This window comes from Aminobacter aganoensis (assembly GCF_014206975.1).
GTDB classification, from domain to species: Bacteria; Pseudomonadota; Alphaproteobacteria; order Rhizobiales; family Rhizobiaceae; genus Aminobacter; species Aminobacter aganoensis.
This window is the reverse complement of record NZ_JACHOU010000006.1, coordinates 214,674-228,006: the sequence shown is the minus strand read 5'-3', so window position 1 is coordinate 228,006 and position 13,333 is coordinate 214,674. Positions and strand designations below refer to the sequence as shown.

The following is a 13,333-nucleotide window of genomic DNA, read 5'->3' as shown; positions in this document are numbered from 1 at the left end:
TCAGGAGCCGCTGCGCGTGGCAGCTTCGCTGCCGGCGATGAGAAGTTCGGCGCCCTCGCGGACGGTATGGATGCCTTCGGTGACGACCTGGTCACCCGGCACCAGTGCTGCCTCGACCAGCACGCTGTCGGTGTTGCGCTGGATGATGCGCACGGGCACGCGCTTGGCCTTGCCGTTGGCCAGCGCCCAGACGAAGGCGCCGTCGCCGCCCCACTGGATCGCCAGAGGATCGACGGAGGGGAAGGTGTCGCCGGGAAACTGCATCACCACCTGGAACGACATGCCGGCCCGCAACTGGTCGCCGTCATTGTCGAGGCGGGCCTGGATGCGCAGCGTCCGGCTCTGCTCTTCGAGCCTGTTGTCGATGGCGCTGACGACGCCGTTGAAGATCTGGCCGGGGCGCGCGACCGAATTGGCGGTCAGCGGCGCGCCGACCGCAATCAGCCCGGTGAAGCGCTCGGGCACCCAGAAGTCGACGATGATGCGCGAGCGGTCGTCGATGGTGGCGATCGTCGTCTGGCTGGTGACGTAGTTGCCGGCCTCGACCGGCAGGATGCCAACGATGCCGGCGATGGGAGCACTGATGGTGCGGCGGTCGAGCGCAAGGGCCGCGTCGCGCACGGCGAGGCGGGCGTTCTCGACGGCGAGTTCCGCTTCCTTGAGCTGGACTGTGGTCGCGGTGTTGGTGGCGCGCAGGGCCTTGATGCGTTCCAGCGAGGCCTCGGCGTCGCCTTGCGCGATGCGGGCGCGCTCGAGCGCGATCTCTTCGGAATCGGCATCGAGCCTGGCCACCACCGCGCCGGCCTCGACCTTTTCGCCGGCTGCGACGGCGATCTCGGTCAGGCGTCCGGAGGCGTAGGGGTTGATCACCACCGAGTTCAGCGCGCGGCCGGTGCCGATCGCAGACAGCCTGTCGTTGATGGTGCCCGTGGTGACCGGCTGGGTGACGACGGGCGTCTGTGCCTGTCCGCCGCGGCCGCCACCGCCCTGGCGGCCAGCACCGTTGCCGCCGTTTGCCTGCGCGGTGCTTTCCGTCGCGGCCCGGGCCCAGTCGATGCCCCAGCTCGCCAGCACGTCGCGCGAACCCGGCACGAACAGCACCCAGCCGGCGGCGGCTGCGAGCACAATGACGGTTGCCAAGACAATCTGCTTCCAGGCGGCCATGCGTACTCCGGTCTGCTGCGTTTCGTTCCGCTTCGGGAACACGTGGCGTTTCATTCGTTGCGATGGCGCAGCCTTCGCCGCGCGGCGCACACAAATCGCTCTTCGGCGTCAGGCCTGCTCAGCCGCGTAGTATAGCCTAGTTCGATAGCGGAGACTTATGGCAATTCTCCACCTGTCGCACATTAAATCTGCGTAATCTTTGCAAGAATGGCGCTCGGCCTCAGCGCAGATCCTCGATCGCGCGGATGCGCTTGGCGCCCTCGGTTTCGAGCTTTCGCGTCAGTGCGCCGATCAGCGTCTCGGCGGCGACGAATAGGGCCGCGGACGAGTCCCACGCCGAAGGCACGGCGGTGCGGCCAGCAACGACATGGCGGGCAAAACGCGCGATCGGCGACAGCCACTGGTCGGTGAACAGGATGATCGTCGTGCCCCTGTCGTGCGCTTTCTCGGCCAGGCGGATCAGGCTGTCCTGGTAGCGGCGGATGTCGAAGATCAGCAGCGTGTCGCGTTTGCCCATGTCGATCAGCCGGTCGCGCCACAGGATTTCCTGGCCGACGAGGTGGCTGACGTTCGGCCGGATCAGGTTGAGATGGGCGGCCATGTAGCGTGCCAGGGGATCGGTGAAGCGGCCGCCGACCAGGTAGACATGCGCCTTCGGATTGGCGAGCTGGGCGACGATGTCGGTCAGTTGCCGATCCGAAATATGCCGGAAGGTCTCGCGGATGTTTTCGAGCACGGCTTCGAGGATCGGCGCGGTCGAGGCGGGCAGGGGCGACTGCGCTGCTGTCGTGCGCGAGGCCGGGGACTGCAACTGCGCAGCCAGTTCGTCCTGCAGGGCGGACTGGAACTCAGGATAGTTCTGGAAGCCGAGCCGGGCGACGAAGCGCAGGATCGTCGGCGACGAGACACCGGCCTGCTGGGAAAACTCCGCCACCGTCTTGAGCCCGATCAGCGGGTAGGAGGCGATCAGGGTCTGCGCCGCGCGGCGCTCGCCGGCAGGCATGGTGTCGATCTTTTCGGTGATCAGTTCGGCAACGCTCGAAACCATTCGTCTCCCCGTCTCGGTCCTGCACCGGTCAGCTCTGTTCTGGCACACCGCTTGGGCCGGTGCATGCCTTAAAATGGCATTTGACAAACTCTCATGATGTGTATGAAATCATCCATACGGGCGCAATGAACAAAAATTCGTAACATACGATACGCCCCGGGGATGAGCGAATGGGAACTGCCAAGGCCGCCGCGCGCGCCATGTCGAATGCCGTCCGGGTGACAAACCGGGACGGGCGCAGTCCTTACGTCATTCTCTGCGACCACGCCTCCAACCATCTTCCCGCGAGCGTCGGCACGCTCGGGCTCGACGCAGCGGAAATGCTGCGCCACATCGCCTGGGACCCGGGCGCGCTGCCGGTGTCGCAGCGCGTGGCCGAGGGCCTCGACGCGACGCTGGTCGAGTCCTGCGTCTCGCGCCTCGCCATCGACTGCAACCGCCCGCTCGGCGCGCCCGACCTGATTCCCGAGATCAGCGAGACCACCATCATCCCCGGCAATGCCGAGCTTTCGGCCACTCAGCGGCAGGCGCGAATCGCGTTATCATGGCAGCCGTTCCACGATGCGATCGACGACATCGTTTCGGAGCGGCGCCGCGAAGGGCGGGAGACGAGACTGGTGTCTGTCCATTCCTTCACTCCGGTCTACAAGGGCGTTTCGCGCCCCTGGCACATTGGCATCATCCATGACGAGGACAGCCGTCTCGCCGCGCCGCTGGTGACAGCGTTGCAGCAACTCGATGGCGTCACCGTCGGCGTCAACGAGCCTTACTCGCCAGCCGACCGCGTCTACTTCACCCTGGAACACCACGGCAGGTCGCGCGGCCTGCCGTGCGCGATGATCGAAATCCGCAACGACGAAATTTCGGCTCCGGCCGGGCAGCGGAGATGGGCGGATCTGCTCACGGGCATCTTTGCCGAACTCGAACCCGAAGCGGGCGAAGCGGCCGCGTTCGGGCCGGGCAACGGTCGCGCAGCACAGACAAAGGCATAACAACAAGGGGACATTCACATGACATCGCCTGGTTATTCCGATCACGACAAGAGCGAGGACGTCAAAGTCCTGCACAGCATGGGCTACGCCCAGGAACTCGAACGGCGAATGAGCCAGTTCTCCAATTTCGCCGTTTCCTTCTCCATCATCTGCATCCTGTCCGGCGGCATCAATTCGCTGGCGCAGGCGACGTCCGGCGCCGGCGGCGCGGCGATCGGCATCGGCTGGCTGATCGGCTGCTTCGTGTCGCTGGTGTTCGCAGTGGCCATGGCGCAGATCAGCTCGGCCTATCCGACGGCCGGCGGCCTCTATCACTGGGGCTCGATCCTCGGCAACCGCTTCACCGGCTGGCTGACCGCCTGGTTCAACCTGCTCGGCCTCGTCACGGTGCTCGGTGCCATCAATGTCGGCACCTACTACTTCTTCATGGGCGCCTTCGGCACGACCTATCTCGGGCTCGAGGACACCACCACCACGCGCATCATCTTCCTGGCCATCATCACCGGCCTGCAGGCGCTGGTGAACCACATGGGCATCGGCCTGACCGCCAAGCTCACCGACTTCTCCGGCTATCTGATCTTCGCAACGGCAATCGCACTGGCACTGGTCTGCCTGGCTGCGGCCGACAGCTACGAGATCGGCCGCCTCTTCACCTTCGCCAACTATTCGGGCGAGGCGGGAGGCAATGTCTGGCCGGCAAACTCGTCGATGTGGGTGTTCATGCTCGGCCTGCTGCTGCCGATCTACACCATCACCGGCTACGACGCCTCGGCGCACACCTCGGAGGAGACGCTGAAGGCCGCACATTCGGTGCCCCGCGCCATGGTCGGCTCGGTGCTGTGGTCGGCCTTGTTCGGCTACATCATGCTGTGCTCGTTCGTGCTGATGCTGCCGAACATGGACGAAGCCGCCAAGCAAGGCTGGAACGTGTTCTTCTGGGGCATGGAACAGCAGGTCAATCCAGTGGTGAAGGACATCCTGTACCTCGCCATCTTCGTCGCGCAGTGGCTGTGCGGCCTGGCGACGGTGACGTCGACCTCGCGCATGATCTTCGCCTTCTCGCGTGACGGCGGCCTGCCGGGCTCGAAGGCTCTGGCCAAGGTCAGCCCGACCTACCGCACTCCCGTCGCGGCGATCTGGACCGGCTCGATCCTGGCCGTCCTGTTCGTCTGGGGTTCGTCGCTGGTCTCTATCGGTGACACGCCGGTGTACACCATCGTCGTCGCCTGCACCGTCATCTTCCTGTTCTTCTCGTTCACCATTCCGATCGCGCTCGGCCTGATGGCCTGGGGCACTTCGAAGTGGGACAAGATGGGTCCGTGGGATCTTGGCGAAGGCGTCTTCAAGCTGTTCGCCGTGCTGTCGATCATCGCCATGGTGCTGATCTTCGTGCTCGGCATCCAGCCGCCGAACGACTGGGCGCTCTACATCACCGTCGGCTTCCTGGTCGTCACCGGCATCGTCTGGTTCGCGTTCGAACGCGGCCGCTTCCAGGGCCCGCCGATCGGCGACGAGGTGGGCAAGCGTGCCGCCGAGATTGCTGCTGCCGAGCGCGCCGTGGGCGAAACCGGACACTGACAGTCCCCGACATGGCCGTGGCCGGCCAAGCGCCGGCCACGTCTCGTTTCAACCTCAGAACGATCGTCCAAAACCTGAAGCGGCATTGCCCGGAGCGGAACAAAAATGGCTGGAAATCTCTCATTCGATCAGTTGAAGAAGGCTGTCGCCGCAGGCGAGATCGACACGGTCCTCGCCTGCGCCGTCGACATGCAGGGCCGTCTGGTCGGCAAGCGCTTCCTGGCCAGGTATTTTGTCGAATCCGCCTATGACGAGACGCATGGCTGCAACTATCTGCTCGCCAACGACATCGATATGGAGCCGGTGCCCGGCTACAAGGCGGCAAGCTGGTCGAAAGGCTATGGCGACTTCGTCATGAAGCCGGACCTGAACACGATCCGGAACGTGCCGTGGCTGGAAAAGACGGCGCTGCTGCTCTGCGACCTGCAGGACCATCACACCCATGAGGACCTGCCGCATTCGCCGCGCGGTATCCTGCGCAAGCAGGTCAAGCGGCTACAGGATCGCGGCTATCTTGCCTATTTCGCATCCGAGCTCGAATTCTACCTGTTCTCCGAAACCTACGATTCCGCCCGCGCCAAGCACTGGCAGAACCTCGACACCGCCTCGCCCTATATCGGCGACTACCTGATCGGCATCACCACCAAGGAAGAAGGCGTCATGCGCCGGCTCCGCAATGAGATGGAAGCCGCCGGCATTCCGATCGAGAACTCCAAGGGCGAGTGGGGCCCGGGCCAGGAAGAGATCAACGTCCGCTACGCCGAAGTGCTGGAGATGGCCGACCGGCATGTCATCCTGAAGAACGGCGCCAAGGAGATCGCGGCTTCGGAAGGCAAGTCGATCTCGTTCATGTCGAAGTACAATTACGGCTTGGCCGGCAACTCCAGCCACATCCACAACTCGCTGTGGAGCGCCGACGGCAAGACGCCGCTGTTCTATGACAAGGGCAGCGAATGGACGCTGTCGAAGCTCGGCCAGCAATGGGCCGCCGGACAGCTCAAATACGCCAAGGAGTTCACCTGGTTCCTGGCGCCCTACATCAATTCCTACAAGCGCTTCCAGGCCGGTACGTTCGCGCCGACCAAGATCATGTGGAGCGAGGACAACCGCACCGCCGGCTTTCGCCTGTGCGGCGAGGGCACCAAGGGCATCCGCATGGAGTGCCGCATCGGCGGCGCCGATCTCAACCCGTATCTCGCCTTCGCCGCCCTGATCGCCGCCGGCCTAGCCGGCATCGACGAAAAGCTCGAGCTGCAGAAGCCCTTCGTCGGCGACGCCTATCAGGCGGCCAGCCTGCCCGAAATTCCCAAGACACTGCGCGATGCCACCGAGACCCTGGCATCGTCGAAGATGCTGATCGAGGCGCTCGGGGAGGAAGTCGTCGAGCACTACGTCCACACCGCGCGCTGGGAGCAGTTCGAATACGATCGCCGCATCACCGACTGGGAATTGCATCGCGGTTTCGAGCGATACTAAAGTCGTCACCACCCGCCAGGACCCTCTGGCCGATGGCCGGAGGGATTTGAAATATTGGAAGGACCCAGAAAAATGACCGAAACGGTCAAGCTCAAATCCCCCATCGACGGTTCGATCTATGTCGAGCGCCCGTTTGCCGAGGACAAGGCGGTCGGCGCCGCCGTCGAGCGCGCCCGCGCCGCCCAGGTCGCCTGGGCCCAGACATCGATTGCCGAACGCGGCAAATACATGCTTGCCATGCTCGAAAACCTCGTGGCGATGAGCGACGACATCGTGCCCGAGATCGCCTGGCAGATGGGCCGCCCGGTGCGCTACGGCGGCGAGTTCGGCGGCGTCAAGGAACGCACCAACTACATGGTCGAGATCGCCGAGCGCGCGCTCGCGCCGGTGCCTGCGTCCAACCCCAAGGATGGATTCCGCCGTTACGTCCGCAAGGATCCGCTCGGCGTCGTCATGGTGGTTGCGCCATGGAACTATCCCTACCTCACCGCCGTCAACACCATCGTGCCGGCGCTGATGGCGGGCTCCACCGTCATCCTTAAGCATGCCGCGCAGACGCTGCTCGTCGGCGAACGTTTCCAGCAGGCCTTCGACAAGGCCGGCCTGCCCAAGGGCGTGTTCCAGAACCTGGTGCTGAACCACGCCCAGACCGAGAAGCTGCTCGGGTCGGGCAAGATCGACCACGTCAACTTCACCGGCTCGGTCGCCGGCGGGCGCGCCATCGAGAAGGCGGCCGCGGGCACCTTCATGACGCTCGGCCTCGAGCTCGGCGGCAAGGACCCGGCCTATGTGCTGGCCGACGCCAAGCTCGACCATGCGGTCGCCAATCTCGTCGAGGGCGCGTTCTTCAATTCGGGCCAGTGCTGCTGCGGCATCGAGCGCGTCTATGTCCACGAGAAGGTCTACGACCAGTTCGTCGAGGGCTTCATCGCCGAGACCAGGAGCTACGTGCTCGGCAATCCGCTGGAGCAGGCGACCACCATGGGGCCGATGGCCCAGGCGCGGTTCGCCGACTTCATCCGCGAGCAGAAGGCCGAAGCCCTGCGCAAGGGCGCTGTGGCGCACATGAACACCCGCGACGCGCAGGACAAGGAAGGCTCGCCCTATCTGCCGGCCGAAGTGCTGACCAATGTCGACCACCAGATGTCGGTGATGCGCGAGGAAAGCTTCGGCCCCATCGTCGGCATCATGAAGGTGCGCAACGACGAGGAGGCGATCGCGCTGATGAACGACAGCCCCTACGGCCTCACCGCCTCGATCTGGACCGCCGACACCGAGCACGCCATCTCGATCGGCGACCGCGTCGAGACCGGCACGGTGTTCATGAACCGCTGCGACTATCTCGATCCGGCGCTCGTCTGGACCGGCGTCAAGGACACCGGCAAGGGCGCAGCCCTGTCGCAGATCGGCTACGACAATTTGACCCGGCCGAAGTCGTATCACCTGCGCGAGAAGATCTGACCATTTCCATCCGTCCCCGCCAGATGTGTGCGGGGACGCTCCCAACTTTTTTCGGAAAGCAAAAATGTCCAAACTCGTTTCCAAATGGAACTACCCGACCACCGTTCGTTTCGGCGCCGGCCGCATCGCTGAGCTGCCCGACGTGCTTGCCGCCACCGGCATCAAGAAGCCGCTGTTCGTCACCGACCCAGGCCTCGCCAAACTGCCGGTCGTTGCCAGCACACTGAAGATCCTCGACGACGCCAAGGTGCCCTACGGCGTCTTTTCCGACGTCAAGCCGAACCCGGTCGAATCGAACCTCACCGCCGGCATCGCTGTTTTCAAGAAAGGCAAGCATGACGGCGTCATCGCCTTCGGCGGCGGTTCGGCGCTCGATCTCGGCAAGCTGATCGCCTTCCAGGCCGGGCAGACGCTGCCGGTCTGGGATTTCGAGGATGTCGGCGACTGGTGGACCCGCGCCAACTCCGACGCCATTGCGCCGATCATCGCCGTGCCCACCACTGCCGGCACCGGTTCCGAGGTCGGCCGCGCCGGCGTCATCACCAATGAAGAGACCCACACCAAGAAGGTCATCTTCCATCCCAAGCTGCTGCCGGCGATCGTCATCGCCGATCCCGAGCTGTCGGTCGGCATGCCGTCCTTCATCACCGCCGGCACCGGCATGGACGCACTTGCCCACTGCCTCGAAGCCTATTGCGCGCCGGGCTACCACCCGATGGCCGACGGCATCGCCGTCGAGGGCGTCCGCCTAGTGTTCGAGAACCTGCCCGAGGCGTTTGCCAACGGCAAGGACCTGACCGCCCGCGCCCACATGATGAGCGCTGCCGCGATGGGTGCCGCCGCCTTCCAGAAGGGCCTCGGCGCGATCCACTCGCTGTCGCACCCGATCGGCGCGCTCTACGACACGCACCACGGCATGACCAACGCCGTCTTCATGCCCTACGTGCTCGCCTTCAACCGCGACGCCATCGAGGAGAAGATCGTCCGCCTGTCGGCCTATTGCGGCATCAAGGGCGGCTTCGACGGTTTCGCCAAGGCGGTGATCAAGCTGCGCAAGGAACTCAAGGTGCCGCATGCGCTGCCGGGCCTGATCAAGGGCCTCGACATGGACAAGAAGCGCAAGACGCTGATCGCCGACATGGCCGTTGTTGATCCGACGGCTGGCGGCAATCCGGTCAAGCTCACCAAGAAGGCAGCACTCGGCTTGCTTGAAAACGCCATCGAAGGGACGGTTTGAGACTAGTGCAGGAAGGTATTCCTGCTTTCTATAGTCGGCAAAATAGAGGGAGGGGCTTGGGGAGGCATGCGAAATTTAATTAGCCGGTAAACAACGGCGACGATTGCGACAACCGATTAAAAGTAGTTAACTTTTTGCACTGCGGGCGCGGGCTTCACGTAACCTTCATGCGACTGTCACATGCAGCCATTACCGCATCGCAGGCGTCTCATGGCGTCAGTTCAACGGAGAGAACAACATGTTCAAGTTTGCAGGGAAGGTGCTTTCCCTAAGCGCGGCGTCGCTGATGGTGACGACGGCTATCGTCTCGGCCCAGGATATGGCCGCGCTCGAGGCTGCCGCGAAGGCGGAGGGCCAGCTGACCACCATCGCGCTGCCGCATGACTGGTGCGGCTACGGCGCCGTGATCGAGGGCTTCAAGAAGAAGTACCCCGAGATCACCGTCAACGAACTCAACCCCGACGCGGGTTCGAGCGACGAGATCGAGGCCATCAAGGCCAACAAGGACAACAAGGGCCCGCAGGCGCCCGACGTCATCGACGTCGGCCTCTCCTACGGCCCTCAGGCCAAGGCCGACGGCCTGATCCAGCCCTACAAGGTTGCCACCTGGGATTCGATCCCCGATACCGCCAAGGACGCCGACGGCTTCTGGTATGGCGATTATTACGGCGTGCTGTCCTTCGAAGTGAACAAGGACCTGGTGCCGAATGCGCCGACCGACTGGGCCGACCTGCTCAAGGACGAGTACAAGAACTCGGTTGCCCTCGCCGGTGATCCGCGTGCGTCCAACCAGGCGATCCAGGGCGTCTACGCTGCCGGTCTCGGCACCGGCGGCACCGACGCCGCTTCGGCTGCCGAGAAGGGCCTCGCCTTCTTCAAGGAGCTGAACGCCAAGGGCAACTTCGTGCCGGTCATCGGCAAGTCGGCCACCCTTGCACAGGGCCAGACCCCGATCCTGATCACCTGGGACTATAACGCCCTTGCGGGTCGCGATACCCTCAACGGCAACCCGCCGGTCGAGGTCGTGGTGCCGAAGTCCGGCGTCGTCGCCGGCGTCTACGTCCAGGCGATCAGCGCCTACGCGCCGCATCCGAACGCTGCCAAGCTGTGGATGGAGTACCTCTACTCCGATGAAGGTCAGCTCGGCTGGCTGAAGGGCTACTGCCACCCGATCCGCTTCAACGATCTCGCCAAGAACGGCAAGATCCCGCAGGAAATGCTCGACAAGCTGCCGCCGGCTGCTGCCTACGAACAGGCCGTGTTCCCGACGCTTGACGACCAGGCCAAGGCCAAGGAAGCGATCACCAAGCAGTGGGATGCCGTGGTCGGCGCCAACGTTCAGTAATTGAGCAATTGCCATCGCGGGCGGCTTAGCGGCCGCCCGCATTTTCTCTCCAGACGGCGGCCCGATGACCCAAGCCAGCATATCCACCACGGCTGATGCCGCGCGCTCCGCGCCGCCGGAGGCGAAGAGCGGTTTCCGACTGCCGACCCATTGGCTCGGCGTGGCACCGTTCTTCATCTTCGCCCTGATGTTCCTGATCCTGCCGACGCTCTATCTCGTCGTCGGCGCCTTCCAGAACGACCAGGGCCAGTACACACTCGACAACATCCGCCAACTCTTCGCCGACCAGTCGATCCGCGATTCCTACTGGGTCTCGATCAAGATCAGCTTCTGGTCGGCCACCATCGGGGCGCTTGTCGGCCTCGCCATGGCGATTGCCATCGTCCGCGGCGGCCTGCCTGCCTGGGTGCGCTCGTCAACGATGACGTTCTCGGGCGTCGCTTCCAATTTCGCCGGCGTGCCGCTGGCCTTCGCGTTCCTCGCGACGCTCGGCCGCCTCGGCCTCGTCACCGTCATCCTGCGCGACGTGTTCGGCATCAACATCTACGCGATGGGCTTCAACGTGCTCACCTCGTGGGGCCTGATCATCGTCTACCTGTTCTTCCAGATCCCGCTGATGATCGTTATCATCACGCCGGCGATCGACGGGCTGAAGCGGGAGTGGGGCGAGGCTGCCGCGACGCTCGGCGCCACCACCTGGCAGTATTGGCGCATGGTCGTCATCCCGGTGCTGTGGCCGAGCTTCCTCGGCACGGTGATCCTGCTGTTCGCCAATTCCTTCGGCGCCATCGCCACGGCCTATGCCTTCACCGGCTCGTCGCTCAACATCGTGCCGATCAAGCTCTACGCGCAGATCCGCGGCGACGTGCTGCACAATCCGCATCTCGGCTACGCACTGGCCTTCGGCATGATCGTCGTCACCGGCCTCGCCAATATCTTCTACATCTGGTTCCGCACCCGCTCGGAGAGGTGGCTCAAATGAAGACCGGTCGCTTCTGGGCCTGGCTCGTCTTCGGGCTTGGCACCGCCTACTTCTTCATCCCGCTGATCGCGACCTTCGAGTTCTCGCTGCGCATGCGGCGCGGTGAATATTCCTTCGACGCCTATCGCGTGGTGCTCGGCGACAGCCGCTTCCAGGAAACCTTCGCCTATTCGGTGACGGTGGCGGTGTTCACCATCCTGCTCGGCGTCCTGCTCGTGGTGCCGACCGCCTACTGGATCCGGCTGCGCATGCCGCATCTCAGGCCGGTGGTCGAATTCATCACGCTCTTGCCGCTGGTCATCCCGGCGATCGTCATCGTCTTCGGCTACATCAGGATGTACGGCTCGAACTCGCCGCTGCCGTTCCTCGGCTCGGCGCGCGGCACCGATGCACTTCTGGTCATCGGCTACGCCACGCTGGCGCTGCCCTACATGTACCGCGCCGTTGACACCGGCCTGCGCACCATCGACGTGCGCACGCTGACCGAGGCGGCGCAGATCCTCGGCGCTGGCTGGACCACGATCATCGCCCGTGTCATCCTGCCCAACGTGCTGATCGCCGTGCTGTCGGGCGCGTTCCTGACATTCGCCATCGTCATCGGCGAATTCACGCTGGCCAGCCTGCTCAACCGTCCGGCCTTCGGTCCCTACCTGCAGAACATCGGCGCCAACCGCGCCTACGAGCCGGCGGCGCTTGCGGTCATCGCCTTCGCCATCACCTGGGGCTGCATGTCGGTGATCCAGATCCTCGCCCGTTTCGCGCCGAAGTCGGCAAATCGCCCGAACTGAACAAGAAGAGCAAACGCCAATGGCCGATCCCTTCCTTTCCATCCAGAACGTCAAGAAGTCGTTCGGCAACGTCGCCGTGGTCAAGGACTTCAACCTTGACGTCGGCGCCGGCGAGTTCGTCTCGTTCCTCGGGCCGTCGGGCTGCGGCAAGACCACAATGCTGCGCATCGTCGCCGGCTTCGAGGAACCCAGCGCCGGCAAGGTTATGATCGGCGGCAAGGACGTCACCGGCCTCAAGCCCAACCAGCGCAACATCGGCATGGTGTTCCAGGCCTATGCGCTGTTCCCCAACCTGACGGTGGCGCAGAACATCGGCTTCGGCCTCAAGGTCGCCGGCATGCCCAAGGCCGAGGCCCAGGCGCGCATCGCCGAGATGCTCAATATCATCAAGCTGCCCGATTTCGGCGACCGCTATCCCTACCAGCTGTCGGGCGGCCAGCAGCAGCGCATCGCACTTGCCCGCGCGCTTGCGCCCAAGCCCAAGCTGCTTTTGCTCGACGAGCCGCTGTCGGCGCTCGACGCCAAGGTGCGCATCTCGCTGCGCGAGGAAATCCGCTCGATCCAGAAGAAGCTCGGCATCACCACCATCTTCGTCACCCACGACCAGGAAGAGGCGCTGTCGATGTCCGACCGCATCGTCGTGATGAACGAGGGCCGCGCTGACCAGACCGGCACGCCGTTCGAGATCTACAACCGCCCCTCGACCAAGTTCGTCGCCAATTTCGTCGGCACGCTCAACGTGCTCGAAGGCACGGTCAGCGATGCGACGACCGGCACGGTCAAGATCAATGCCGAGGAGATCGGCCTCAAGGGCAAGCTCAACGGTTCCAAGTCGGGCGACACGCTGTCGCTTGCGCTGCGTCCCGAGGCGATCTCGCTCGGCCGCCGGCCCGGCAACGATGCCAACCTCACGGGCCAGATCGCCGACGTGCATTTCCTCGGCTCGGTCATCCGCGTCCGCGTCGGTGTCGGTCAGAACTTCGTCTCGCTCGACACCTTCAACAATTCCTCGACCCCGCCGCCGGCTGTCGGCGAAAAGACCGAAATCAGTTTTTCCTCCGGCGACGTGCTGGTGCTGCACTAGGCGGCGCCGGGCGGCTGCGGCCGGATCACGGTCCATCGAACTGGGCTTGGCTACGAGGCGGGACTTTCCCGCCTCGTATGCGTTTTTGGGGCGTGTTTTTGCGGCCGACCTTTGCCGGTGCGACGGATCGGGAGGTTGAACATCTGCCTGCCGTCAACGAGAGAGAATCCCAACGTCA

Annotated in this window: 11 protein-coding genes; 9 read left to right on the top strand and 2 right to left on the bottom strand. The window is 64.2% G+C overall.

The features are described 5' to 3' along the window. On the bottom strand, window positions 1-1,164 hold the full coding sequence (locus GGR00_RS15025) for an efflux RND transporter periplasmic adaptor subunit (RefSeq protein WP_184699857.1): 1,164 nt from the start codon (window positions 1,162-1,164) through the stop codon (window positions 1-3). A gap of 220 nt (window positions 1,165-1,384) precedes the next feature. Continuing rightward, window positions 1,385-2,212: a MurR/RpiR family transcriptional regulator gene (locus GGR00_RS15020; protein ID WP_184699856.1), complete on the bottom strand. Its 828-nt coding sequence runs from the start codon at window positions 2,210-2,212 to the stop codon at window positions 1,385-1,387. A gap of 170 nt (window positions 2,213-2,382) precedes the next feature. On the opposite strand from GGR00_RS15020, the gene GGR00_RS15015 reads away from it, so the two are divergent. From GGR00_RS15015 to GGR00_RS14975, 9 genes are all read left to right on the top strand, one after another. After that, the gene (locus GGR00_RS15015; protein ID WP_184699855.1) at window positions 2,383-3,204 is read left to right on the top strand and encodes an N-formylglutamate amidohydrolase; all 822 of its coding nucleotides are present in this window, start codon (window positions 2,383-2,385) and stop codon (window positions 3,202-3,204) included. 18 nt (window positions 3,205-3,222) lie between these two features. Continuing rightward, entirely contained in the window at window positions 3,223-4,782 is a 1,560-nt protein-coding gene (locus GGR00_RS15010) for an amino acid permease (RefSeq protein WP_055979827.1), read from the top strand. 105 nt (window positions 4,783-4,887) lie between these two features. Beyond that, complete coding sequence (locus tag GGR00_RS15005; protein ID WP_184699854.1) at window positions 4,888-6,258, top strand: glutamine synthetase family protein; 1,371 nt, start codon at window positions 4,888-4,890, stop codon at window positions 6,256-6,258. Window positions 6,259-6,330: 72 nt separating this feature from the next. Next, window positions 6,331-7,719: an aldehyde dehydrogenase family protein gene (locus GGR00_RS15000; RefSeq protein WP_184699853.1), complete on the top strand. Its 1,389-nt coding sequence runs from the start codon at window positions 6,331-6,333 to the stop codon at window positions 7,717-7,719. A gap of 64 nt (window positions 7,720-7,783) precedes the next feature. Next, the gene (locus GGR00_RS14995) at window positions 7,784-8,956 is read left to right on the top strand and encodes an iron-containing alcohol dehydrogenase (RefSeq protein WP_184699852.1); all 1,173 of its coding nucleotides are present in this window, start codon (window positions 7,784-7,786) and stop codon (window positions 8,954-8,956) included. Window positions 8,957-9,194: 238 nt separating this feature from the next. Continuing rightward, window positions 9,195-10,301, top strand: a complete 1,107-nt coding sequence (locus tag GGR00_RS14990; protein ID WP_055979816.1) for an ABC transporter substrate-binding protein — start codon at window positions 9,195-9,197, stop codon at window positions 10,299-10,301. Window positions 10,302-10,488: 187 nt separating this feature from the next. Further along, window positions 10,489-11,283: an ABC transporter permease gene (locus GGR00_RS14985; RefSeq protein ID WP_377865028.1), complete on the top strand. Its 795-nt coding sequence runs from the start codon at window positions 10,489-10,491 to the stop codon at window positions 11,281-11,283. Beyond that, window positions 11,280-12,071: an ABC transporter permease gene (locus tag GGR00_RS14980; protein WP_055979809.1), complete on the top strand. Its 792-nt coding sequence runs from the start codon at window positions 11,280-11,282 to the stop codon at window positions 12,069-12,071. Before GGR00_RS14985 ends, GGR00_RS14980 begins: the two co-directional genes overlap by 4 nt. Before the next feature lie 19 nt (window positions 12,072-12,090). Then, window positions 12,091-13,155, top strand: coding sequence for an ABC transporter ATP-binding protein (locus tag GGR00_RS14975; protein WP_055979807.1), 1,065 nt, complete (start codon window positions 12,091-12,093; stop codon window positions 13,153-13,155). The last annotated feature ends 178 nt before the right edge of the window (window positions 13,156-13,333 follow it).